At 70.6% G+C, this 23,703-nt stretch carries 18 protein-coding genes; 11 read left to right on the forward strand and 7 right to left on the reverse strand.

Annotated features, from left to right (window positions below; genetic code table 11):
* Nucleotides 1–58: 58 nt before the first annotated feature.
* Genes fdhD through AB0I43_RS10010 form a run of 3 tightly spaced genes read right to left on the reverse strand, consistent with a single transcriptional unit; the run spans nucleotide 59 to nucleotide 5,183 of the window.
* Nucleotides 59–880 carry a formate dehydrogenase accessory sulfurtransferase FdhD gene (gene fdhD / locus AB0I43_RS10000; RefSeq protein ID WP_356971082.1) on the reverse strand — a complete coding sequence of 274 codons (822 nt, stop codon included), beginning with the start codon at nucleotides 878–880 and terminating at the stop codon, nucleotides 59–61.
* A complete protein-coding gene (locus AB0I43_RS10005; RefSeq protein ID WP_356971080.1) occupies nucleotides 877–3,186 on the reverse strand; it encodes an FdhF/YdeP family oxidoreductase in 2,310 nt (769 codons plus the stop codon). The genes fdhD and AB0I43_RS10005 overlap by 4 nt, the downstream gene beginning before the upstream one ends.
* Nucleotides 3,187–3,233: 47 nt before the next feature.
* Entirely contained in the window at nucleotides 3,234–5,183 is a 1,950-nt protein-coding gene (locus AB0I43_RS10010; protein ID WP_356971078.1) for an FHA domain-containing protein, read from the reverse strand.
* A gap of 578 nt (nucleotides 5,184–5,761) precedes the next feature.
* Between AB0I43_RS10010 and AB0I43_RS10015 the strand changes: the two genes are divergently transcribed.
* Together AB0I43_RS10015 and AB0I43_RS10020 are read left to right on the forward strand one after the other, a co-directional pair.
* Complete coding sequence (locus tag AB0I43_RS10015; protein ID WP_357431689.1) at nucleotides 5,762–6,427, forward strand: TetR/AcrR family transcriptional regulator; 666 nt, start codon at nucleotides 5,762–5,764, stop codon at nucleotides 6,425–6,427.
* Between the two features lie 19 nt (nucleotides 6,428–6,446).
* A complete protein-coding gene (locus tag AB0I43_RS10020; RefSeq protein ID WP_357431691.1) occupies nucleotides 6,447–6,974 on the forward strand; it encodes a GNAT family N-acetyltransferase in 528 nt (175 codons plus the stop codon).
* Nucleotides 6,975–7,315: 341 nt separating this feature from the next.
* Here AB0I43_RS10020 and AB0I43_RS10025 read toward each other — a convergent pair whose 3' ends face one another.
* Nucleotides 7,316–8,848 (reverse strand): glycerol-3-phosphate dehydrogenase/oxidase, encoded by a 1,533-nt coding sequence (locus tag AB0I43_RS10025; protein ID WP_357431693.1) that lies wholly within the window; start codon nucleotides 8,846–8,848, stop codon nucleotides 7,316–7,318.
* Between the two features lie 58 nt (nucleotides 8,849–8,906).
* Nucleotides 8,907–9,509, reverse strand: a complete 603-nt coding sequence (locus AB0I43_RS10030; RefSeq protein WP_357431695.1) for a TetR/AcrR family transcriptional regulator — start codon at nucleotides 9,507–9,509, stop codon at nucleotides 8,907–8,909.
* A gap of 120 nt (nucleotides 9,510–9,629) precedes the next feature.
* On the opposite strand from AB0I43_RS10030, the gene AB0I43_RS10035 reads away from it, so the two are divergent.
* Together AB0I43_RS10035 and AB0I43_RS10040 are read left to right on the forward strand one after the other, a co-directional pair.
* Nucleotides 9,630–11,204: an FAD-binding oxidoreductase gene (locus AB0I43_RS10035; RefSeq protein ID WP_357431967.1), complete on the forward strand. Its 1,575-nt coding sequence runs from the start codon at nucleotides 9,630–9,632 to the stop codon at nucleotides 11,202–11,204.
* A complete protein-coding gene (locus AB0I43_RS10040; RefSeq protein ID WP_356971068.1) occupies nucleotides 11,204–12,151 on the forward strand; it encodes a YegS/Rv2252/BmrU family lipid kinase in 948 nt (315 codons plus the stop codon). Before AB0I43_RS10035 ends, AB0I43_RS10040 begins: the two co-directional genes overlap by 1 nt.
* A 106-nt stretch (nucleotides 12,152–12,257) precedes the next feature.
* Here the strand turns inward: AB0I43_RS10040 and AB0I43_RS10045 are convergent, their stop codons facing one another.
* Together AB0I43_RS10045 and AB0I43_RS10050 are read right to left on the reverse strand one after the other, a co-directional pair.
* Nucleotides 12,258–12,968 carry an AAA family ATPase gene (locus tag AB0I43_RS10045; protein ID WP_357431697.1) on the reverse strand — a complete coding sequence of 237 codons (711 nt, stop codon included), beginning with the start codon at nucleotides 12,966–12,968 and terminating at the stop codon, nucleotides 12,258–12,260.
* 129 nt (nucleotides 12,969–13,097) lie between these two features.
* A complete protein-coding gene (locus AB0I43_RS10050) occupies nucleotides 13,098–13,691 on the reverse strand; it encodes an XRE family transcriptional regulator (protein WP_356971064.1) in 594 nt (197 codons plus the stop codon).
* 313 nt (nucleotides 13,692–14,004) lie between these two features.
* Between AB0I43_RS10050 and AB0I43_RS10055 the strand changes: the two genes are divergently transcribed.
* The 7 genes from AB0I43_RS10055 to rpmA all read left to right on the forward strand — a co-directional run bounded on the left by AB0I43_RS10055 (nucleotide 14,005) and on the right by rpmA (nucleotide 23,622).
* A complete protein-coding gene (locus AB0I43_RS10055) occupies nucleotides 14,005–16,677 on the forward strand; it encodes a valine--tRNA ligase (RefSeq protein WP_357431699.1) in 2,673 nt (890 codons plus the stop codon).
* A 101-nt stretch (nucleotides 16,678–16,778) separates the two neighbouring features.
* A complete protein-coding gene (locus tag AB0I43_RS10060) occupies nucleotides 16,779–18,152 on the forward strand; it encodes a folylpolyglutamate synthase/dihydrofolate synthase family protein (RefSeq protein WP_357431969.1) in 1,374 nt (457 codons plus the stop codon).
* Nucleotides 18,153–18,229: 77 nt separating this feature from the next.
* Nucleotides 18,230–18,574 (forward strand): DUF4233 domain-containing protein, encoded by a 345-nt coding sequence (locus tag AB0I43_RS10065; protein ID WP_356971435.1) that lies wholly within the window; start codon nucleotides 18,230–18,232, stop codon nucleotides 18,572–18,574.
* Between the two features lie 70 nt (nucleotides 18,575–18,644).
* A complete protein-coding gene (ndk, locus tag AB0I43_RS10070; RefSeq protein ID WP_356971060.1) occupies nucleotides 18,645–19,061 on the forward strand; it encodes a nucleoside-diphosphate kinase in 417 nt (138 codons plus the stop codon).
* Nucleotides 19,062–19,510: 449 nt separating this feature from the next.
* On the forward strand, nucleotides 19,511–22,810 hold the full coding sequence (locus AB0I43_RS10075; protein WP_357431701.1) for a translation initiation factor IF-2 N-terminal domain-containing protein: 3,300 nt from the start codon (nucleotides 19,511–19,513) through the stop codon (nucleotides 22,808–22,810).
* Between the two features lie 210 nt (nucleotides 22,811–23,020).
* Nucleotides 23,021–23,332, forward strand: a complete 312-nt coding sequence (gene rplU / locus AB0I43_RS10080; RefSeq protein ID WP_209897296.1) for a 50S ribosomal protein L21 — start codon at nucleotides 23,021–23,023, stop codon at nucleotides 23,330–23,332.
* A gap of 23 nt (nucleotides 23,333–23,355) precedes the next feature.
* Complete coding sequence (gene rpmA, locus AB0I43_RS10085; protein ID WP_356971056.1) at nucleotides 23,356–23,622, forward strand: 50S ribosomal protein L27; 267 nt, start codon at nucleotides 23,356–23,358, stop codon at nucleotides 23,620–23,622.
* Nucleotides 23,623–23,703 lie beyond the last annotated feature (81 nt).

A 23,703-nucleotide genomic window follows, 5' to 3' on the forward strand; every position in this document is an offset into this window, starting at 1 on the left:
GACGATCGGTGCTGTCACCGTAAACCGGCGACACAGGTACCGGCAAGGGCGGCTGTCGCTAGCTCCCCGTCCCGGTGATGCGCTGCCCGCCCGAGTAGATGTTCATGGTTTCGCCACGCAGGAACCCGGCCAGCGTGAGACCGGACTCGGCCGCCAGGTCGACGGCCAGGGAACTCGGCGCCGAGACCGCGCCGAGCAGCGGAATACCCGCCTGCACCGCCTTCTGCACCAGTTCGAACGAGGCGCGGCCGCTCACGATCAGCACGAGATCATGTGCGGGAACGCGATTTTCGCGCAGCGCCCAGCCCAGCACCTTGTCCACGGCGTTGTGCCTGCCGATGTCCTCGCGCAGCGCGAGCAGCGTGCCGTCGGCGGTGAACAGTCCGGCCGCGTGCAGGCCGCCGGTGGCGTCGAAGACGGCCTGCCGGGCGCGCAGGGTTCGCGGCATCGCCGCCAGGGTCGCGGCGGCGACGGTGAGCCCGTCGGCCGGAATCGGATAGCGGGTCCGGGACCGAACCTCGTCCAGCGCGGTCTTGCCGCACAGGCCGCACGCGCCGGTGGTCAGGAAACCGCGCGGGCGCACCCTCGCGGGGGAGCGCAGCTGGACGTCGAGCACGTTGTAGGTGTTCTGGCCGTTCTCGTCGGTGCCCGCGCAGTACCGGGCGCTGACGATGTCTTCGGCGTGGCCGATGATGTTCTCGCTCAACAGGAATCCGTGCACCAGATCGATGTCGGCGCCGGGCGTGCGCATGGTGACCGTCAGCGATTGCCCGTCCAGGCGGATCTCCAGCGGCTCCTCGACGGCGAGCGTGTCCGGGCGCTTGATCGCGCCCGCCTCGGTGATACGCAGGGTGGGACGGCGGGCGGTGACCCGGCTCACGATTGCGCACCGACGTGCGCGTGCGGCTCCAGTCGGATCGTCACCGCCTTGGAGGCGGGCGTATTCGACCGGGCCGCAACGTGATCGAGCGGCACCAAGGGGTTGGTCTCGGGATAGTAGGCGGCGGCGTTGCCGCGCGGGGTCGGGTAGGCGACGAGGCGGAAGCCGGTGACCCGGCGTTCGGAGCCGTCGGTCCACTCCGAGATCAGGTCCACCAGATCGCCGTCCGCGAAACCGAATTCGGCGATGTCGTCGGCGTGCACCAGGATCACGCGGCGGCCGCCGTGCACGCCGCGGTAGCGGTCGTCGAGACCGTAGATGGTGGTGTTGTACTGATCGTGGCTGCGCAGCGTCTGCAGGATCAGCCGGCCCGGCGGCACCGGAAGCCAGTGCAGCGGGCTCACGGCGAAATTGGCTTTACCTGTGGCCGTTCGGAATTCGCGGGCGTCGCGGGGCGGGTGCGGCAGCACGAAGCCGTTGCGCTCGCGGACGCGGCGGTTGTAGTCGGCGCAGCCGGGGACCACGCGGGCGATGGCGTCGCGGATCTTGTCGTAGTCGCGCCGGTAGCGATCCCAGGGCACCGGATGATCCGGGCCGAACAAGGCCAGGGCCAGCTCGCACACGATCGCGACCTCGCTGCGCAGGTGCTCGCTGACCGGGTGTAATCGCCCGGTGGACAGATGCACCATCGACATCGAATCCTCCACCGAAACCTGCTGTTTCGCGCCGGACTGTACATCGGCGTCGGTACGGCCCAGGGTGGGCAGGATCAGCGCGGTGCGCCCGTGCACGACGTGGCTGCGGTTGAGCTTCGTCGACACCTGCACGGTGAGCCCGCAGCCGCGCAGCGCGGCCTCGGTGACCGCGGTGTCGGGGGTGGCGGAGACGAAGTTGCCGCCCATGCCGTAGAACACCTTGGCGCGGCCCGCGCGCATCGCGCGGATCGAATCGACGGTGTCCAGGCCGTGCGCGCGCGGACTGGCGATGCCGAATTCGCGGTCCAGCGCGTCCAGGAAGGCGGCGGGCATCTTCTCCCAGATACCCATGGTGCGGTCGCCCTGCACGTTGGAGTGGCCGCGCACGGGGCACACGCCCGCGCCGGGCTTGCCGATCATGCCGCGCAGCAGCAGCAGATTCGTCGCCTCCTCGATGGTGGCGACACCGTGCACCTGCTGGGTCAGGCCCATCGCCCAGCAGATGATGATGCGTTCGGCGCCGGCGAACAGTGTTGCGGTGCGGTCGAGTTCGGCCCGGGTGAGCCCCGTCGCCTCGAATACGGCGTCGAGATCGACCGCGCGGGCGTGCCGCTCGTAGTCGTCGAACCCGGCGCAGTGGGCGTCGACGAAATCCCGGTCCAGCACCGTGCCGGGCGCGCGATCCTCGGCCTCGAACAGCAGCCGGGCCAGGCCCTGGAACAGCGCGAGATCGCCGCCGAGCCGGATCTGCAGGAAATCGTCGGCGATCGCGACGCCGGTCGTCATGCCCCGCACCGTCTGCGGATCGCGGAAGCCGAGCAGGCCCGTCTCGGGCAGCGGATTGACCGCGATCACCTTGGCGCCGTTGGCTTTCGCGCCCGCCAGCGCGCTGAGCATGCGCGGGTGATTGGTGCCCGGATTCTGGCCCGCCACGATGATCAGATCGGCCTTGCCGAAATCATCGATCGACACCGAACCCTTGCCGATGCCGATCGAGCTGTTCAGCGCCGCGCCCGAGGACTCGTGGCACATGTTCGAGCAATCCGGCAGATTGTTGGTGCCGAAACTGCGGACCAGCAGCTGGTACAGGAACGCCGTCTCGTTGGCGGTGCGGCCGGAGGTGTAGAAGATCGCCTCGTCCGGAGAAGCCAAGGCGCGCAACTCCGTCGCGATCAGACCGTAGGCGTCGTCCCAGTCGATCGGCTCGTAGTGCGTGGCGCCGGGGCGCAGCACCATCGGGTGGGTGATCCGGCCCTGCTGCCCCAGCCAGTAGCCGGACTTGTTCTCCAGATCGTCGATCGAATGGGTGGCGAAGAACTCGGGCGTGACCGTGCGCAGCGTCGCCTCCTCGGCAACGGCCTTCGCGCCGTTCTCACAGAACTCGGCGGGGCGGCGGTGCCCCGTCGGCTCCGGCCAGGCGCACCCCGGGCAGTCGAACCCGTGCACCTGATTGACCCGGGCCAGGGTGCGGGCCGTCCGGAGGACGCCCATCTCCTCGACCGAGCGCTTCAGCGAGACGGCCACGGCGGTGAGGCCGGCCGCCCGCTGCTTCGGCGGCGTCACGCTCAGGGCCGACTCGTCGATGTCCTGTCCGGGACCGCTGCGATGCATGGTCGATATTGTCCTCTCATCGGGCCAGTTATCGCCAGCAACCCCAGTCAGCGGCGCTTCTGCAAGATCTTCGGTACCGCCGAACGGCGTTCGGCCGCGCGATAGGTGACGATGCGCTCGCCGATCCGGATACTCCAGCCCGGCGGCAGTTCGGTCGCGGCCGCGCCGATGCGGGTCCACTGCTCGGCGCCCGGCGCGGCGATGAACGTGCCCGCGGGCGTCCCGGCGTCGCGCACGAAGACCTTGCCGCGCTCCGGAGTCACATAGGCGTGCACCCGCGAGACGTGCCGGTCGCGCGGCACCTGCAACGGCGCCGCCGCCCGGGTGCGCACCGAATCGTCGGCCGACGGGCTGCGGCCCAGGACATAGGGCCGGTCCAGGGGATAGGTGGAATCGCCGAAGACCAGCGCACCGGTCGAGGAGCCACGCCCGGTGGGCGGCGCGGCCGGTGGGCGCGGCGGCTCGGGCAGCGGATTCGGCTGCGGGACAACCGGATCCGAGTCGGGCACCTGCGACCAGGCCTTCGGCATAGCGGCCGTGCTCGCCGGCTCGGCCCGCCCACCCTCGGACTTGGCGGTCGGTCCGTCGGCGGCGGCGAGATCCGCGGGACGCCGGGGTGCGCGCCCCGGGCCCGAGATTTCCGCGCGGTCCGAGGGCGCCCGGTTCTCGACCCGCTCCAGACCGGTCGCCGGGGATCGGGCGGAGTCGTCCGCGGCGTCGAAGCCGAGGGTTTCCGCGCCACCGGAATCCGCGGGCTTCCGGCGACTGGTCGACGACTTGCTGAGCACAGGCCGGTCGGCCGGGGATCGGCCGGGACCCGGGGTGTCTGTCTGCTCGGCGCTGGATGCAGGTGCTGTGCCGGGTGTGCCCTCGGCCGGGGTCGCCGATGGACGGCTGGGACTCGAGGTCGCCGCGTGCTCGGCCGCGGATGTCGGTGCTCTGCCGGGACTGGAAGCGGCCGCGTGGTCGCCCGGGGATATCGATGCTCGGTTCGCGCTGGAAGTCACCGCGCGGTCGGCCGAGGTGGCTGGTGATACGTGCGGTCCCGAGGTTTCGGTCAGATCGCCGCGTGCGTCCGAGTCGGCGGCGAGAGCAGGTTCGGCGGCTCGGGTGTCCGGCCGTTCGCCTTGCGCGACCCGGTCCGGGAAATCGCCGACCCCGGCCGGTGTCCGGCCAGATGCGGAAGCGGCGACTTGGTAGGGAGCGGAGTCCGGTGTGCGTTCGGAGCCGGTGCCGATGGTCCGATTGCGACCGGAATCCGAGGCGTGGCCGGGGCTCGCACTGCGGTTGTTGCCTGTGGTGCGGCCGAGGGCGGGATCCGGTGCTTGTCCGGGGTTTCCGCCCTCCGCGGGCGAGGGTGCGCGGCCGGTGTCGAGGGCTGCGCGGCTTCGGCGGGGGGCGTCGGTGCGGTCGGGGACGGTGGGTTCGTCGTAGGCGTCCAGGGCGTCGAATCCGGCGGGCATGGTCTGTGCCGGTTCCGGGGTTCGGGGTTTCGGGGCGGTGCGCTGGGCCGGGCGTTTGCCGGCGCGGCGCAGGCCGATGCGGAATTCGAAACCGCCGCCGGGGACGATGCCGTCGCCCAGGTTCGAGCGGGGATGCACGGGCATGTCGATGTTGCCGCTGACGCTGATGCGGCGGATGGGTTCGCGCACGATCTCGTCGACCCAGGTGAAGGCGCGGGCGCCGGATAGTCGCCGGGTGCCTTCCGCCCCTTGGATTTCGGCGATGAGCGGGCCGCGCAGCAGGATCACGGTGCCGTCGGAGGTGGGGGCGACCAGGCCGAACGGCGGCGGCTCCGAGCCGCCGACGAAGATGACGGCCGCCAGCCGCTGCACGATCGCCGCACCGGGGTGGTCGCCCGCGGCGACGGCCTCGATCGCGCCGAGAATCCGGTCGGTTGCGGCGGTTTCGCCACCCAGGTAGATCACGACCTCGCCGAAGCGTGCGATCAGACCTTCGCCCGGTGCGATTCCTACGGTCGACGGGTTCTTGACCACCCCTCGCCTCCTTCCAGCACCTGCCCGCGCCGCGTCGGCGCACCGCGGCACGAGCGGCGGATTCGGTGGCCACGCACGCTCATACCGGCGTCCAGCATAGGGCGTCGGAATGGGTGCGGTCCGGCCTGTGAGCGGATGCGCGGACGCGCCCGGGGAACCGCCGGACCGCCGCGTGCGGTGCGAATTCGGCGACAGCGCCGCCGCACTCGGTCGAGGATCCGGTGCGGCCTGCGGTGATGAGAATCATCCGCGCGCGGCGAAGACATCGCGGTGTTCCGGAACCCATTGCGCGCACGGCACTGCCGGGAGACCGGTGCTCGAATCGGCAAGGGGGCTGGGCATCGGCCGCGAGGCGCCTGGGAAGGACGCCGCTGATCTCCAGCAGCCATGCGGCGAAATCGGCTGATCTTCAGTAGCCATGCGGGGGAAATCTGCGCGAATGATTGCGCGCTGTCCGCGCTGGGAATGCTCAGGTGCGAGCGGTTGCCCAGCCGCGCGCATGGCTCGCGCCGCCCGGCCCCTCCGACACGAACACTGTTCGTATCAAACGCTGTTCGTCGGCGCGTATGCTCGGTCTCATGAGTGCACCCGTCAGCCGCCGCGCCCGTCCGGCGAAAGCGCCGCTCAGTCGCGAGGTCATCGTCGAGACCGGGCTGCGCATCCTCGACCGTGAGGGCCTCGGCGCGCTCACCATGCGCCGTGTCGCCCAGGATCTCGACACCGGCGCGGCCTCGCTCTACGTCTACGTCGCCAACCGCGACGACCTGATGGCGGCCATGCTGGATGACGTGCTCGCCACCGTGCCCGAGCCCGAGGACGGCGATTGGCGCGAGCGGCTGGACGCGCTGATCCATTCCGCCATCGCCGTGATGAGCCGGCACGAGGGACTCGCGCTGGTGGCGCTCGGATCGATCCCGACCAGCCCCAACGCGCTGGTCCTCATCGAGCGCATGCTCGGGCTGCTCGCCGAGGGCGGGCTCGACGCCCGGACCAACTCGTGGGCCGTCGATCTGCTCTACCTCTACATCACCGCGCAGGCCGCCGAGCAGAGCGCCTACAACGTCAAGGGCGGCACCGAGGAGAGCACCCTCGCCGCCGCGCAGCAGAAATTCGACGAGCTACCCGCGGAGCGCTATCCGATGATCGTGGGCCTGCGCGAGCACATGCTCACCGGCGGCGACGCGCGGGAGTCCTGGGCGCAGCGCGTGCTGATCAACGGAATACTCGCTACGCCCGCAGGGTGATTCCGTGCCAGGATCGGTCATGCGGAACATCCGGTCGGCGACCGAAGCCGACCTGCCGGTACTCCAGGAGATCGAGCGGGCGGCCGGAAAACCGTTCGCGGACATCGGAATGCAGGCGGTCGCCGACGACGACCCACCCGCCCTGTCCACGCTGCGGGAATTCCAGCAGGCCGGTCGCGCCTGGGTGCACCCGAACGCGGAGGATCGCCCGATCGGTTATCTGGTCCTGGGTTTGGTCGACGGCAACGCCCACATCGATCAGGTTTCGGTCGATCCGGAATTCCTCGGCCAGCGCCTCGGCAAGGGCCTGATCGATCACGCCGTCCACTGGTCGAAAACCCGTGGCCTCCAGGCGATCACCTTGACCACCTTCACCGAGGTGCCCTGGAACGGCCCCTACTACGAGCGCCTCGGCTTCCGGTACCTGACCCTCGCTGAGGAAACTCCGGGTCTGCGCGAACTGCGCGCCGCCGAATCCGCCCACGGCCTCGACCGCTGGCCGCGCGCCTGCATGCGCGCCGAATTGGCGGACTGGGTCTTCGGCTGACCGGAGGAGGGTTCGACCGGCGAGACCCCGGCTCGAAGTGCCTCCCGCGCGTGATCCGCTACGCGGAACTGGTCGAGCTGGGCGCGGCCGAATCCGCTAGCGGCCTGGCCGCTGGCCGTGTGCCTGTATGCGCGCCGACCGGCTTCGGCTGATCGGAGTGGGGTGATGCGGCGAGCGCATGCAGGCCGCGAGCATGTGTGCGCCGCGACGAGTTGGCCGATTGGACTCTCGGCTGGCTGGAAAAGGGTTACGCGCCAGCGCACGATGTGGCGGGCAGGCCGCGCGCGTAGGTGCCGTGCCTAGCTGCCCGGGGCGACGACCGTCCTCCGATCGCCGCCCGATCAGTGCAAGGTGGTGAGGCAGGCGGAGGAGGCGGCCGGTAGGGCGGCGGCGCGGTCTTCCGGGACCAAGCCGATGCGGGTGCGGCGGTCGAGCAGGTCGTCCGGGGTCAGTGCGCCCTCGTGGGTCACCGCGAAGGTGAATTCGGCTGTGGTCACGTCGATCCCGGGGGCGACCGGCAGGTGGTTGCCGGCGGCGAGTACCTCGGGCGCCTCACTGCCGTACCGCTCGACCAGTGGTTGCGGTGCGGCGATCCGGTCGCGCGCCGCACCGGATACCGCGCCGACCAGGGGCAGCCGTTTGGTGCGGCACGGTGCGGCGGTGAGGTGGCCCGCGGTGATCGCGGCGTCGACGGCGTCCTCGGCCATCTGGCGGTAGGTGGTGAGTTTGCCGCCGACGATGGTGACGACGCCGTTGGGGGAGTGCAGCACCGCGTGCTGCCGGGAAATGTCGGCGGTGCTGCCGTCGCCGGTCTTCAGCAGCGGGCGCAGGCCGGCGTAGGAGCCGCGAATGTCGTTGCGGGTCAGCGGTTCACGCAGTGCGGTATTGATGGTGCCGAGCAGGAAGTCGATCTCGGAGTCGGTGGGTTTCGGTTCGTCGGGCACCGGGCCGGGCGCGTCCTCGTCGGTCAGGCCGAGGTAGACCCGGCCGTGCGCGGCGGGGAAGGCGAAGACGAAACGGCTGGTGGACCCGGGCACCGGCACCGTCAGCGAGGCGCTGAGCCCGCCGAAAGCGGCGGCGTCGAAAACCAGGTGCGTGCCGCGACTGGGCCGCAGCTCGATGCTCGGATCGACCTGGTCGGCCCACACGCCGGTGGCGTTGAGCACCGCGCGGGCGCGTACCCGCAGCGTCTCCCCGGTGAGGGTGTCGCGCAGAGTGGCGCCCTCGCCGGTGACATCCAGGGCTTCCACCCGGGTCAGCACGCTCGCGCCCGCGGCCGCCGCGGTACGCGCCAGCGCGACCACCAGGCGTGCGTCGTCCACGAGCTGCCCGTCCCAGGCTTGTAGCCCGCCTCGCAAGCCCTCCCGGCGCACGGTCGGCGCGAGCCGCAGCGTCTCGGCGGCCGCGACGCGCCGGGAGCGGGGGAGCAGCGCGGGCGGCGTTCCGGCGCTGCGCCGCAACACATCTCCGGCCACGAACCCGGCGCGGATCAAAGCGCGCTGCGCGCCGCCGATGCCCGGAAGCAGCGGCACCACCTGCGGCAGCGGGCGCACCAGATGCGGGGCGGTGGTGCGCAGCAGGATGCCGCGCTCGACGGCGCTCTCGTGCGCGATCCCGACCTGCCCGCTCGCCAGATACCGCAACCCGCCGTGCACCAGCTTCGAACTCCACCGGCTGGTTCCGAACGCCAGATCGTGGCGCTCCACCAGCACGGTCCGCAAGCCGCGAGCCGCCGCGTCCAGCGCGGCCCCGGCTCCGGTGACCCCGCCGCCGATGACCAGCAGATCGATCTCACCAGCGTCGCCGAGTTCGCGCAGCTCGCGCTCCCGTCGCGGAGCGTTCAACGCGGAGTTCGCAACCGAATTACCAGTCATCGCAGTGCCTTTCCGGTGGTGAATGATGTGTCGATCCGCGGCGCTCCTGGGCCGTCCCTCATCCCGGCACCGCCCCGGGACGGAGGTAACCATCGATCGCGGCGGCCAGTTCGCCGTCCAGGGCCGCCCCGCCCAGCAGTGGTTCGACCGTCCCCGCGGACTGCACCGCCGACTGCGCGATCAGCAGCAGCATGGTGGCGAGTTGGTCGGGTGCGCCTGCGCGGATGGAGCCGTCCTGCTGGCCGTCCCGGATACCGCTGGCGAAGAGCTCGATCAGGGTGCGCTGGTTGCGGCCCAGGCGGCCGAAGACGTAGGTGAGCATGAGGTCGGTGTCGGTGCGGAAGATCTTGCCGAACAGCGGGTTCGCGCGGATCTGCGCGGCGCCCGCGACGATGCCCTCGACCAGCCGGGCCCGGCCGGACCCGGCGGTGGGCATGGTGGCGGCGAGGATCGTGCGCAGTTCGCGCACCAGGAGCTCGGCGACCAGCGCGCCGGTGTCGGGCCAGCGCCGGTAGACGGTGGGCCGGCTGACCCCGGCGCGGCGCGCCACCTCGGTGAGGGTGGTGCGGCGGACGCCGAACTCCTCGACGCAGGCGCGGGCCGCCTCGAAGATCGCGAGGTCGATGGCGGACAGCTCGGGTTCGGTGACGGGCTCGGACATGTGTCTCCTCGTTACTGCTTGACACTCTATGTCAAACTGTAACGCATGGTCGATACGCAGCGCACCGAAGCGGAATCCGAGTCCGTCCTGCACCCGGGCGGCACGCCGCGAGCGGCGGATATGGTCTGGGACGCCTGGGGCGTCCCGGCCGGGCAGCAGCCACTGTCCGCGCAGATCCGGGGGCTGCTCGCCCAGGTCTTCGGGGTTTCCGGTGATCCGGTGGCGCGGCGCGCCGAGGGCGAGGTCCCCCTCCGCGAGACAGCGCTGACGCCGGCCCAGCGGAGCGGGCTGGCCGCGGTGGTCGGTGCGGCCAACGTCTCCACCGACCATCATGATCGTCTGCTGCGCGCGGGTGGCAAGAGCACCCCGGATCTGCTCCGCCGCCGGGCCGACGGCCCGCAGGACGCCCCCGACGCGATCGTCTTTCCCGCCGACCACGCGCAGGTGCTCGCGGTGCTGGAATACTGCGCCACCCACGAGATGGCGGTGGTGCCCTTCGGCGGCGGCACCAGCGTGGTCGGCGGCGTCGACCCGGTCCGCGGCCGCTTCGCCACCCTGATCGCGCTGGATCTGCGCCGCCTGACCGCGGTCTCCGAGATCGATCCGGTGAGCGGCACGGCCACCCTCGGCGCCGGCCTCACCGGCCCGCAGGCGGAGGAATCGCTCGCCGCACATGGACTTTCGCTCGGTCACTTCCCGCAGAGTTTCGAGTTCGCCAGCATCGGCGGGTTCGCCGCCACCCGGTCCTCCGGGCAGGCGTCCGCCGGCTACGGCCGCTTCGACGATATGGTCCAGCGCCTGAAAGTCGCTACGCCCATGGGGACGTTGACGCTGGGCCGCGCCCCCGCCTCGGCGGCCGGGCCGGACCTGCGCGAGCTGTTCGTCGGCTCCGAAGGCACGCTCGGCGTCATCACCGAGGTCATGCTGCGCGTGCACCCGAAGCCGGAAACCATTGCCTACCAGGCCTGGTCGTTCCCCGACTTCGCCACCGGCGCCGCCGCGCTGCGCACGGTCGTGCAGGCCGGCGCCGCGCCGACGGTGCTGCGCCTGTCCGACGAGGCCGAGACCGGCCTGAACCTCGCCCGCTCCGGCGACATCGGCGGCCAAGCCGTCACCGGCTGCCTGGCGATCACGACCTTCGAGGGCACGGCGGCGCACGTCGCCGCCCGCTCCGCGGAAGCCTCCGCGCTGCTCAGCGCCGCGGGCGGCACCGCGCTCGGCGAGCCCCCCGCCCAGCAGTGGGAGCACGGCCGCTTCCAGGCCCCCTACCTGCGGGACGCGCTGCTCGACGTCGGCGTGCTGTGCGAAACCCTGGAGACCGCGACCACCTGGTCCAACCTGGCCGGGCTCAAGGCGAAGGTGACTGCGGCACTGACGGATTCGCTCACCGCGCAGGGCACCCCGGCGCTGGTGATGTGCCACATCTCGCACACCTACCCGACCGGGGCCTCGCTGTATTTCACCGTCGTGGCCAAGCAACTCGACGACCCGATCGCGCAGTGGGGCATCGCGAAACAGGCGGTGGGTGACGCGATCATGGCCGCCGGCGGCACCATCACCCATCATCACGCGGTCGGCACCGACCACCGGCAGTGGATCCCGAGCGAAGTCGGCGACCTGGGCGTGCGTGTCCTGCGCGCGGTGAAACAGGAATTGGATCCCGCGGGCATCCTGAACCCTGGAAAACTGATCTGATGACATCGGCGTCACCTCTCTCCTCCGCCCTCGTCGTCACCAACCGGCTCTCCGGTCTCGGCAAGGGCCACGATGTCGCGGCCGCGGCCATCGCGCGGCTCGCCGAACGCGGCGTCGAGGTCACCGAGATCCGCGCGCCCTCGGCGGCGGAATCGGTTCGGCTGGTGCGGGATTCGCTCGCCGCCGCGGACCGCCCCGACGCGGTGATCTGCGTCGGCGGCGACGGGCTGATGAACGTGATGCTGGCGGCCGTCGCGCAGACCGGCGTCCCGCTCGGCCTGATCCCCAGCGGCACCGGCAACGACCTCGCCCGGGCGCTCGGCGTACCCACCGACGACCCCCGGGCCGCCGCGGATCTGGCCGTGGCAGGGCGGACCCGGGTGCTGGATCTCGGGCGCATCGAAGCCGCGGGCGCCGCGCCGATGTGGTTCGCCACCATCACCGGCACCGGGTTCGACGCGCGAGTAACGCTGCGCGCCAACCGGATGCGCTGGCCCAAGGGCCCCTCCCGCTACAGCTTCGCGGCGCTGGCCGAGCTGGCCGGCGGCCTCGCGGTGCCGTACCGGATCGAGCTGACCGGCGTCGCCCCCGGCGCGCTGGACAATCCGGCGGGCGACACCGTCGTCGAGACCGAGGCCGTCATGGTCGCCATCGGCAATACCCGCACCTATGGCGGCGGCATGCTGATCTGCCCCGACGCGGAACCGGACGACGGCCTGCTCGACATCACCGTGGTCCGCGCGGTCTCCCGGCTGGAGATGCTCAAGCTGCTCCCGGCGCTGTCGGCGGGCAAGCGGATCGACCATCCGGCGACCGTCCAATACCGGGTCGCGGCGGTCACACTGGACGCGGAGGGCGCGCCGGCCACGGCGGACGGCGAGCCCGCGGGGAGCCTCCCGGTCACGTTGCGTGCGGTTCCCGGGGCGCTCACGGTGCTGGTGCCCTGAGCGGTCGTGCCTGGGCGGCGACGTCGAGGTCGTCGCCACGCTGGACGCCGATGACTGTGCACGGCGGCGAGCCGCGTCGGGGGATGCCGCCTGGCGAGCCTCGTCGTCAGGCAGCTTCGAAAGTCACGCGGTGCATCCGGTTGACCGTGGTCCGGTCGGCGAGCACCACCGACGCGGAACGCACCGGCGCGCGCGGCTTCTCACCTGCCAGGCGCACCATCATCCGCTGCCAGCGGCGGCAGTGCAGCGAGAAGAAGAACCCGTTGGAGCGGCGGCCGCGGGCGTACTGCCCGGCGCGGGCGACGGTCGGCGGCACGTCGAGCATGACCAGGTGCAGTTCGCGGCCGTAGACCGCCGACCAGCGGGCGATCAGGCGGCGCGCCCAGCCGAAGGTGGCGCAGTCGTGGATGACGACAGGCCCGCGCGCATCGCGCAGCGCCGCCCGGATCCCGGCGTAGTGGGCCACGTGCACCACCGGCCGCCACAGCGGGTAGGGCAGCCAGCCGAGCTTGTGCCGCAACCGATTCCGGGTGTGCTGGGAATCGATCACGATGGATCCGGCCGGGCCCCGCGGCGGCGTCTCCAGCTCGGCGGTGGCGCCGAAGAACATGCGTAGCGCGGTGCTCTTGCCCGCGCCCGGCACGCCCGCGAAGATCAGCGCCGAGGTTGCGGGGTAACGCAATTCGCCGATGGTGGCGCCGCGGAGATCATGGATCGCGTCGGGCGCCACGGTGTGCGCGGAGGCCGTGCGATACCGGGGATCCGGGAAATGCGGCTCCGGCGAATGCACCGGTAGGGCGTCGAGCGGGGGGTTCACCCCTCCTAGCGTTCACCAGAGCGCCACGGTTCGGCAACCGGGAAAACCCTGAACTTGCACCTGATTTCGGGTGGTCACCGGGGTTTTACCCGTCCGACCTGCCGGTTTTGCCCGAATTTGTGGAGGGCATCACGATTGCTGCCGACTCTTCGGCCGGGCCCGCACGTGCATGCGCTCGCCCTGACTGCCGAACAGGCTGAGCAATTCCACCGGTGCGCCGCCGGTGCTGCCGAACCAATGCGGTTGACGGGTATCGAATTCCGCGGTTTCGCCGGGCCCGAGGATCAGGTCGTGCTCGGCCAGGATGAGCCGCAACCGCCCGGACAGCACATAGAGCCACTCGTAGCCCTCGTGCACCCGCGGATCGGGCTCGCTGCGATCCGGCGGAATGATCATCTTGTAGGCCTGCAACGGCCCGGGCTGGCGGGTCAGCGGGAGCACCGTGGTGCCGTTGACCTTGCGAGCGGTTGGGTGCACGCGCGGGTCCGCGATCTTGGGCGCGGCCACCAGTTCGTCGAGGGGCACCTGCAACGCCATCGCGACCGGCAGCAGCAGTTCGAGGCTGGCCTTGCGCTGCCCGGACTCCAGGCGGGACAGGGTGCTCTTGGAGATGCCGGTGGTCTCGGCCAGCGCGGTCAGGGTGATGTCACGGTGGGTGCGCAGCGCCTTGAGCCGGGGGCCGATGCCGGCCAGGGCGCCCGCGATGCCTGGTTCGTTCTGCATCTCTCCAGTGCACCTCGGCTTCCCGCATTTGGCAACTATTGTTGCCGAGATCGCACCATGTGGTGACTCACGCTGGTGAGCGCCGGACGGGTGGTGCTGAACGACGCGCTGGTCGACGGGCACACCCGGCTATCGGTCGGCGCGAGAAGCTGAGAATTGCTTATGGATTCGCGGCCGGACCTCGGATCGCCGGTAAGCTCGGCTGTGGAGGCGAAGTCTTCGGTGTCCCTCATCCACCGAAGACTTCGCCTTCCGTATTTCCCCCGTTCGGGGCGCGGGCGATCGGCCCCGCGCCGACAACTAGAATGCCGGGGTGACCAGCGCAGCCTCTGATAAGCCGAATCGTGCCGACGCCCTGCCCAAGAGCTGGGACCCCAGCCAGGTAGAGAGTGCGATGTACGAGCGCTGGGTAGCCGCTGGATATTTCGCCGCCGACCCGTCCAGCGAGAAGCCGCCCTACTCCATCGTGCTGCCGCCGCCCAACGTCACCGGCAGCCTGCACATGGGCCACGCCCTGGACCACACGCTGATGGACACCCTCTCGCGCCGCAAGCGCATGCAGGGCTACGAGGTGCTGTGGCTGCCGGGCATGGACCACGCGGGCATCGCCACCCAGACCGTGGTGGAGAAGCAGCTCGCGGTCGACGGCAAGACGAAGGAAGATTTCGGCCGCGAGCTGTTCATCGACAAGGTCTGGGACTGGAAGCGCGAATCCGGCGGCCAGATCCAGGGCCAGATGCGCCACCTCGGCGACGGCGTGGACTGGAGCCGGGACCGCTTCACCATGGACGAGGGCCTCTCGCGGGCCGTGCAGACCATCTTCAAGCGCCTCTACGACGCGGGCCTGATCTACCGCGCGGAACGCCTGGTGAACTGGTCGCCGGTGCTGAAGACCGGCATCTCCGACCTCGAGGTGGACTACAAGGACGTCGACGGCGAGCTCGTCTCGCTGCGCTACGGCTCGCTCGACGACGCCGAGCCGCATGTGATCGTGGCCACCACCCGGGTGGAGACCATGCTCGGTGACACCGCGGTCGCGGTGCACCCCGACGACGAGCGCTACCGGAGCCTCGTCGGCAGCACCATGTACCACCCGATCACCGGCCGCCAGATCGTGATCGTGGCCGACGACTACGTCGATCCCGAATTCGGCTCGGGTGCGGTCAAGATCACGCCCGCGCACGACCCCAACGACTTCGAGCTCGGCCTGCGCCACAACCTGCCCATGCCGACGATCATGGACGAGACCGGCAAGATCGCCGGGACCGGAACCGAATTCGACGGCATGGACCGCTTCGAGGCGCGCGAGAAGATCCGCCTGCGGCTGGAAGCCGAGGGGCGCGTCGTCGCCCGCAAGTACCCGTACACGCACAGCGTCGGCCACTCCGAGCGCTCCGGCGAGCCGATCGAGCCGCGCCTGTCCATGCAGTGGTGGGTGAAGGTGGAAACCCTCGCCAAGGCCGCCGGCGACGCCGTGCGCAACGGCGACGTCAAGATCCACCCGGCCAGCCAGGAACCGCGCTGGTTCGAATGGGTCGACAACATGCACGACTGGTGCATCTCGCGGCAGCTGTGGTGGGGCCACCGCATCCCGATCTGGTACGGCCCCGAGGGCGAGATCGTCTGCGTCGGCCCGGACGAGCAGGCGCCCGAGGGCTACGTGCAGGACCCGGACGTGCTCGACACCTGGTTCTCCTCGGGCCTGTGGCCGTTCTCCACCATGGGCTGGCCCGACGCCACCCCGGAGCTGGCCAAGTTCTATCCCACCAGCGTGCTCGTCACCGGCTACGACATTCTGTTCTTCTGGGTGGCGCGGATGATGATGTTCGGCATGTTCGTCACCGACGACCCGGCGCTGGCCGCGGGAAAGACGGACAAGCAGGTGCCGTTCCAGGATGTGTTCCTGCACGGCCTGATCCGCGATCAGCACGGCAAGAAGATGTCCAAGTCGCGCGGCAACGGCATCGACCCGCTGGACTGGATCACCGAATACGGCGCGGACGCGACCCGGTTCACCCTGGCGCGCGGCGCGCAGCCCGGCGGCGACCTCTCGGTCGGCACCCCGCACGTGACGGCCTCGCGCAGCTTCGTCACCAAGCTGTTCAACGCCACCAAGTTCGCGCTGATGAACGGCGCCGAACCGGGCGAGCTGCCCGCGCGCGAGATGCTCACCGACGCCGATCGCTGGATCCTGGACCGCCTGGACGAGGTGATCGCCGACACGGACGCGACGCTGGACCGCTACGAGTTCAACAAGGCGTTCGAGGGCTTGTACCACTTCACGTGGGACGAAATGTGCGACTGGTACCTGGAATTGGCCAAGGTGCAGTTCACCGAGTCCGAGGAACGGGCGGCCGGCACCCGCATCGTGCTCGGCAACGTGCTCGACTCGGTGCTGCGCCTGCTGCATCCGGCGATCCCGTTCGTCACCGAATCCCTGTGGCAGGCGCTGACCGGCGGCGAGTCCATCGTGATCGCGTCCTGGCCCACGGTCTCCGGTGTGCCCGCCGACGCGGTCTCCGATCGCCGGATCGCCGACACCCAGCGCCTGATCACCGAGATCCGCCGCTTCCGCAGCGATCAGGGCCTGGCCGACAAGCAGAAGGTGGCCGCCAAGCTGCTCGGCCTGGACGGCGCGGACCTCGTCGCGCAGCAGGCCGCGGTGGCGAACCTGGCCCGCCTCACCGAACCGGGCGCCGATTTCGCGGCCACCGCGTCGCTGGAGGTGCGCCTGAGCACCGGCACCGTCACCGTCGAACTCGACACCTCCGGTTCCATCGATCTCGACGCCGAACGCCGGCGCCTGGAGAAGGATCTCGCCGCGGCCGAGAAGGAGCTGGCGCAGACCACCGCGAAGCTCGGCAACGAGGCCTTCCTGGCCAAGGCGCCGGAGAACGTCGTCGACAAGATCAAGGGCCGGCGCGATGTCGCCGGCGCCGAAGTCGACCGGATCAAGGCCCGCCTGACCGAGTTGGAGGGCAAGTGAGCGACGGGGAAGACCTGGACTACGACGACAACCCGGAACCCGAGCGCCAGTTCGCCGCGGCGGAACTGAGCTCCGGCCCGTCCCCGGTGGACCTGGCCGAAATGGCGCTGGTGGAAGCCGAACTCGACCGGCGCTGGCCGGAAACCAAGATCGAGCCCTCGCTCACCCGCATCGCCACCCTGATGGATCTGCTGGGTTCGCCGCAGCAGAGCTACCCGGCCATCCACATCGCCGGCACCAACGGCAAGACCTCGGTGACCCGGATGATCGACGCCCTGCTCACCGCGCTGCACCGGCGCACCGGCCGCGTCGTCAGCCCGCACCTGCAGCTGGCGACCGAGCGGATCAGCATCGACGACCAGCCGATCACCCCGGGCAAGTATGTCGAGGTCTTCCGGGAGTTGCAGCCCTACATCGAGATGATCGACAAGCGGTCCGCCGACGCCGGCGGCCCGCAGATGAGCAAGTTCGAGGTGCTCACCGGCATGGCGTTCGCGGCCTTCGCCGAGGCGCCCGTCGACGTCGCCGTGGTCGAGACCGGCCTCGGCGGGACCTGGGACGCCACCAACGTCATCGACGGTCAGGTCGCCGTGATCACCCCGATCGGGCTGGACCACACCGATTACCTGGGCCCGGATCTCACCAGCATCGCGGGGGAGAAGGCGGGCATCATCAAGCGCACGCCGGACGACCTGCTGGTCCCGCGCGACACCGTCGCCGTGATCGCCGAGCAGGAGCCCGAGGCGATGGAGGTGCTGCTGCGCCGGGCGGTCGAGGTGGACGCGGCCGTCGCCCGCGAGGGCGCGGAGTTCCGGGTGCTGGCCCGCCAGATCGCCGTCGGCGGCCAGCAACTCGAATTACAGGGCCTGGGCGGCGTCTACGACGAGATCTTCCTGCCGCTGCACGGCGAGCACCAGGCCCGCAACGCGGTGCTCGCGCTCGCCGCGGTCGAGGCGTTCTTCGGGGCGGGCAAGGACCGCCAGCTCGACCTCGAGGCCGTACGCGCCGGCTTCGCGAGCGTCGCCAGTCCGGGCCGGATGGAACGGATGCGCAGCGCGCCCACCATCTTCATCGACGCCGCGCACAACCCGCACGGCGCGAAAGCGCTCGCGGCCACCCTCACCGCGGAATTCGACTTCCGCAAGCTGATCGGCGTCGTGGCGGTGCTGGCCGACAAGGACGCCGCCGGCATCCTGGAAGCATTGGAGCCGGTGTTCGACGAGATCGTCGTCACCACCAACGGCTCGCCGCGCGCCCTGGACGTCGACAGCCTGGCCAACCTCGCGGTGCAGCGTTTCGGCGACGAACGCGTCGTCACCGCCGACACCCTGCCCGACGCGCTGGAAACCGCCATCGCGCTCGCCGAGGAAGCGGGTGAGGCGGGGGAGATGGTCTCCGGCGCGGGCGTCGTGGTGACCGGTTCGGTCGTCACCGCGGGCGCGGCCCGCTCCCTGTTCGGAAAGAACCCAGCGTAAAGGTGTTGGCTGTGACTGAAGCCGAGGAAACCGTCCCCGCCCCCGCGAACGATCCGTGGAAGGGATTCCGCGGAGTGATGGCGGGCACCCTGATCCTCGAGGCCATCGTGGTGCTGCTGGCCCTGCCGGTACTGGGCAGCGTCGGCGGCGGGGTCACCTGGGTCTCGGGCACCTACTGCGTGGTGCTGGCCCTGGTGATGATCCTGGGCGCCGGACTGCAGGGCCGCCCCTGGGCGTTGCGGTTCAACCTCGGGTTGCAGGTGCTGGTGCTGCTCGGGGTGTTCTTCCACCCCTCGATCGGCGTCATCGGCGTGCTGTTCGCGGTGGTGTGGGGATTCATCGTGATCCTGCGCAACGACGTGCGCCGCCGCATGGAGGCGGGGTTGCTGCCGAGCCAGCGGATGCGGCGCTCCGCGGAGTGAGCCGGACGGTTGCCCGGGAGATGCGGGCAGCGGGAGAACAGCGTTCGACGGCGCCCACTATGCTGTCGCCGTGACTGAGCAGACGTTGGTACTCATCAAGCCGGACGGCGTTGCGCGCGGCTTGACCGGCGAGATCCTCGCCCGGATCGAGCGCAAGGGCCTCAAGGTCGTTGCCCTCGAGCAGAAGAACGTGTCGGACGAGGTGGCCAAGGCCCACTACGCCGAACACGCCGAGAAGCCGTTCTTCGGCTCGCTGATCGAGTTCATCACTTCCGGGCCGGTCGTGGCGGCCATTCTGGAGGGTCCGCGCGCCATCGCGGCCTTCCGTCAGATCGCCGGCGGCACCGATCCGGTGGAAAAGGCCGTGCCCGGCAGCATCCGTGGCGACTTCGGCCTGGAAACCCAGTACAACCTGGTGCACGGCTCCGATTCGCCGGAATCCGCCAAGCGGGAGATCGCCCTCTGGTTCCCGGAATTCCCGGCCTGATCCGGTCCGCGCACCGGGTGCGCTGAACGGTCGCCATCGGCGCATCGAGTCTGCGCCGATGGCGAACGAGCGGTGCCCGGTGTGGGATACTGGCAGTGGTTGCCACGGGCGCCGACTATTCGCGCAGGTACGCGAGTTATCGGTGCCGGGTAACCGGATGACACCGCGGTTCGATGCCGATCATCGCTGCCACGGATGTCCGCGCCCACTTGGGGCGGGGGTGTTCGCGTCGGCATGCTGGATGAACGCTCACCCCGCGGAGTTCAGCCAACAGCCAGGCGCCGCGTGACCAGTGAGCCCGACCGACGAGAACCGTTGGCGGTAACCGGGCACGCGGGGCGAGACCACAGGACCTCGCACCACCGGTGTGAGGTGGACGGACAGTGCCCCCGCGTCGGCCGCGTTACTCCATACCGGGAGGGACGCGCCCGGGGGCCCGAGGAGACTTCGTGGCCGATCAAGAGCCGCTGGAAACAACATCACAGGATGCCGATCAATTGCCGGAGCGAATCCGAGTTCATGCACTTGCCAAGCGGCTGGGAGTGACGAGCAAACGCATCCTGGCCAAACTCACCGAGTTGGGTTCCGACGCGCGGAGCGCGCAGTCGAACGTCGACCGGGCGGTCGCGGAGTCCGTGCGCGACGCGCTCGCCGAACCCGAGACCGAAACCCCCGCTCCCGCCGCGGAGCCCGAGGCCGCGCCCGCGCAGCCGGGGCTGCTCTTCTCCGCGCCCGACCCGGTGCACGGCGTGCCGAACCCGGGCAGCGGTTCCACCGAACCCGCCCACCAGCCCTCGGTGCAGCTGTTCACCCACGTGGACCGGGTGGAACCGCAGACCACCGAAGCGGCCGTGTTCGAGGCCGCGAACGTCGCCGCGCCGCTGTTCCTGCCGCCGGACGCCTCGGCGGTCGAGCAGGTCCGCAAGCAGCGCCGCTCGCGCCGCTCCGAAGAGCGCAAGGTCGAAGAGCCGCCCGCCGAGACCGACGAGGTCGAGGAGGATACGGCCGCCGACGCCGAGGACACCGATCAGAACGAGGACGGCGATCAGCCGCGCCGCCGCCGCCGGGGCCGTCGCGGTCGCGGCCGGGGCCGGGGCGAGCAGCACGCCGAGAACGAGGGCGAGGACGGTGACTCCGACGAGGAGAGCGCCGCCGAGTCCGCCGACACGAGCGAGGGCGCCGACAACTCCGACGCCGACAACGACGCTGACAACGACGACGACGAGTCGAACGCCGAGGGTTCGACCCGGCGCCGGCGGCGTCGCCGCCGCCGCAAGGTCGGCGGCGAGGGTGGCGACAGCGAGTCCGCCGCCGACGACGATCCGCCGAACACGGTCGTGCACGAGCGCGAACCCCGGAACAAGAGCCGCAACCGCGGCAACGTCGACGAGGTCCAGGGCATCACCGGGTCCACCCGGCTCGAAGCCAAGCGGCAGCGCCGGCGCGACGGCCGCGAGGCCGGTCGCCGGCGTCCGCCGATCCTGACCGAGTCGGAGTTCCTGGCCCGCCGCGAAGCGGTGGACCGGGTGATGGTGGTGCGCGAGAAGCACTTCGCCGGCGTCGGCGGGGGCGATCACCCGATCACCACCCAGGTGGCCGTCCTCGAGGACGACATCCTGGTCGAGCACTTCGTCACCAACACCGGTTCCGCGTCGATGGTGGGCAACGTCTACCTCGGCAAGGTGCAGAACGTGCTGCCCTCCATGGAGGCGGCGTTCGTCGACATCGGCCGCGGCCGCAACGGCGTGCTCTACGCCGGTGAGGTGAACTGGGAGGCCGCCGGGCTCGGCGGCAAGGAGCGCAAGATCGAGCAGGCGCTCAAGCCCGGCGATCAGGTGCTGGTGCAGGTGTCCAAGGACCCGGTGGGGCACAAGGGCGCCCGACTGACCACCCAGATCAGCCTGGCCGGTCGCTTCCTGGTGTACGTGCCGGGCGGCACCTCGACCGGGATCAGCCGCAAGCTGCCCGACACCGAGCGCAAGCGGCTCAAGGAGATCCTGCGCGACATCGTGCCCGCCGACGCGGGCGTGATCATCCGCACCGCGTCCGAGGGCGTCGCCGAGGACGAGCTGGCTCGCGACGTGGAGCGGCTGCAAGCCGCGTGGCGGACCATCGAGAAGGCGGCCGCCGACAAGGGCAACAGCCCCAAGACCCTGTACGAGGAGCCCGATCTCCTGGTCAAGGTCGTGCGCGACCTGTTCAACGAGGATTTCTCCAAGCTCGTCATCGAGGGCGAACGCTCCTGGAGCACGGTGGAGAATTACGTCCGCACCGTCGCCCCGGACATGCTCGACCGCGTGCAGCGCCACGAGAACAACGGCGTGGACGTCTTCGAGACGTACCGCATCGACGAGCAGCTGGCCAAGGCTCTGGATCGCAAGGTGTGGCTGCCCTCCGGCGGCACCCTGGTGATCGATCGCACCGAGGCGATGACGGTCGTCGACGTCAACACCGGCAAGTTCACCGGCGCGGGCGGCTCCAACCTGGAGGAGACGGTCACCCGCAACAATCTGGAGGCGGCCGAGGAGATCGTGCGCCAGATGCGGTTGCGCGATATCGGCGGCATGATCGTCGTCGACTTCATCGACATGGTGCTCGAATCCAACCGGGATCTGGTGCTGCGCCGCCTCACCGAGGCGCTGGGCCGCGACCGCACCCGGCACCAGGTGTCGGAGGTGACCTCGCTCGGCCTGGTCCAGATGACGCGCAAGAAGCTGGGCACCGGCCTGGTGGAGGCGTTCTCCACGACCTGTGAGCATTGCCACGGCCGCGGCATCCTGGTGCACAACTACCCGGTGGAGCCGTCGTCGTCGTCCGGTTCGGACGACGGTGCGAACCGCAAGGAGTCGGGTTCGCGCCGGCGTCGCGGGCGGGACAAGAACACCGCGAGCGCCGCACCGGCCGCCGCCCCCGCGACCACCCCGGTCGACGAGGACGCGGAGACCGACGAGCAGATCGCGGTCAAGCGGGCGCACCCCGTGGCGCTGGCCATGGCCGCGCACCACGAACACGACGAGGACGACGCGGTCACGGCCGTGCCCGAGGAGGACGCCGCCGACGAGGTGGTGGCCGTGTCCGAGGAGGCCGTGGCAACGGTCGCCGAGGAGGTCGGGGAGCCCGGGGTCGAGGCGGTCGCGGCGCGGGCGCCCGAGCAGCCGGAAGCCGGGAACGTGCCGGCGCCGGCTGAGCAGGCCCCGGCCGCGGGGGACCGGCAGGCGCCGGCTGAGCAGGCCCCGGCGGAGAGCGGTCGACAGCGCTCGGCGCAGGGTGCCGAGCAGACGTCGGGCAGGGGTCGCCGGCGATCGGCGGCCAGGGCGACCGGGCAGGCGTCGGTTGATACAGCTGCCGAGTCGGCCGCAGCTGCGGCGGCCGCTGTACCGGTCCAGGATGCGGCCGTCGAGTCGGCGAAGGCCGATGAGCCGGTGGCGGACAATTCCACTGCGCCCGCAGCCGGCGCAGCTCCGGAGCCGGTGGCCGACGAAGCAGCCGGCAAGGCCGCGGACCGCGCGGTTGCCAACGGTGTGCCGGAGGCTCCCGAAGCTCGCCCGGCTCGCCGCAGGCGGGTGGCCCGCTCGGCCGCCGCTCCGGCGGCCGACAGCGCGGGCGCGGTGTTCGTGCTGTCCAGCACGGACGAGCCCGCGACGCCGGTGGTCGACTTCGCGGCCGAACCGGTGCCGAGCGAGCTGCTGCAGCGCAAGCCGCGGCGGCGGGCGGTCGGTCGCCCGGCGGGTCCGCCCGTCGACGAGTAAGCCGGGGTTGCCAGATCGGTGCGGGACCCGCGAATTGGGTCCCGCACCCCAGGTCTGGTAGCCTTGGTCGGTCGCTGCCTGGCGATGCGCGCTGTGAAGTACTGACAGATTCCGCGCCCCGTGCAGCAACCAGCCAAGAAAGTGTGTGCGTCGCACCCTGCGACGTGAACAAGCACGAGCAGACATCATTCGAGTGGAGGAAGCCGACCGATGGCAACGTACGCAATCGTCAAGACCGGCGGAAAGCAGTACAAGGTCGCGGTCGGTGACCTGGTGAAGGTCGAGAAGATCGAAGGCAAGCCCGGCTCCGCCGTGGCGCTGTCCCCGGTTCTCGTGGTCGACGGATCCGACCTGACCACCGACGCCGACAAGCTGGCCAAGGTCTCCGTGGCCGCTGAGGTCGTCGAGCACACCAAGGGCCCGAAGATCCGCATCCACAAGTTCAAGAACAAGACCGGCTACCACAAGCGCCAGGGTCACCGTCAGCCGCTGACGGTCATCAAGGTCACCGGCATCAAGTAAGACTTACCGAGGAGAATTCAGCTATGGCACACAAGAAGGGCGCGTCCAGCTCGCGGAACGGGCGCGATTCCAACGCCCAGCGACTCGGCGTCAAGCGTTTCGGCGGCCAGAAGGTCAACGCCGGCGAGATCCTGGTCCGCCAGCGCGGCACCCACTTCCACCCCGGCGTGAACGTCGGCCGTGGCGGCGACGACACCCTGTTCGCGCTTGCCGCGGGCGCGGTCGAGTTCGGCACCAAGCGTGGCCGCAAGACCGTCAACATCGTTACCCCGGAGCCGGCTCAGGCCTGAAGCTCCACTCGTGGGTGAGGGGCTTCGCTCCTGACCTACACAGACGCGACAGCGGGTCAGGGTGTAAGCCCTGGCCCGCTT

This window comes from Nocardia sp. NPDC050435, assembly GCF_040655395.1.
Classification (GTDB): Bacteria; Actinomycetota; Actinomycetes; order Mycobacteriales; family Mycobacteriaceae; genus Nocardia.

What these genes read in the sequence shown, in the direction of transcription:
- AB0I43_RS10050 (WP_356971064.1), bottom strand. Translation starts at nt 13,691, where the DNA reads ATGCAGAACGAACCAGGCATCGCGGGCGCCCTGGCCGGCATCGGCCCC.
- AB0I43_RS10065 (WP_356971435.1), top strand. Translation starts at nt 18,230, where the DNA reads ATGGCGGGCACCCTGATCCTCGAGGCCATCGTGGTGCTGCTGGCCCTG.
- AB0I43_RS10035 (WP_357431967.1), top strand. Translation starts at nt 9,630, where the DNA reads ATGGTCTGGGACGCCTGGGGCGTCCCGGCCGGGCAGCAGCCACTGTCC.
- AB0I43_RS10060 (WP_357431969.1), top strand. Translation starts at nt 16,779, where the DNA reads ATGGCGCTGGTGGAAGCCGAACTCGACCGGCGCTGGCCGGAAACCAAG.
- AB0I43_RS10025 (WP_357431693.1), bottom strand. Translation starts at nt 8,848, where the DNA reads ATGACTGGTAATTCGGTTGCGAACTCCGCGTTGAACGCTCCGCGACGG.
- rplU (WP_209897296.1), top strand. Translation starts at nt 23,021, where the DNA reads ATGGCAACGTACGCAATCGTCAAGACCGGCGGAAAGCAGTACAAGGTC.
- AB0I43_RS10020 (WP_357431691.1), top strand. Translation starts at nt 6,447, where the DNA reads ATGCGGAACATCCGGTCGGCGACCGAAGCCGACCTGCCGGTACTCCAG.
- AB0I43_RS10005 (WP_356971080.1), bottom strand. Translation starts at nt 3,186, where the DNA reads ATGCATCGCAGCGGTCCCGGACAGGACATCGACGAGTCGGCCCTGAGC.
- AB0I43_RS10015 (WP_357431689.1), top strand. Translation starts at nt 5,762, where the DNA reads ATGAGTGCACCCGTCAGCCGCCGCGCCCGTCCGGCGAAAGCGCCGCTC.
- rpmA (WP_356971056.1), top strand. Translation starts at nt 23,356, where the DNA reads ATGGCACACAAGAAGGGCGCGTCCAGCTCGCGGAACGGGCGCGATTCC.
- AB0I43_RS10040 (WP_356971068.1), top strand. Translation starts at nt 11,204, where the DNA reads ATGACATCGGCGTCACCTCTCTCCTCCGCCCTCGTCGTCACCAACCGG.
- AB0I43_RS10030 (WP_357431695.1), bottom strand. Translation starts at nt 9,509, where the DNA reads ATGTCCGAGCCCGTCACCGAACCCGAGCTGTCCGCCATCGACCTCGCG.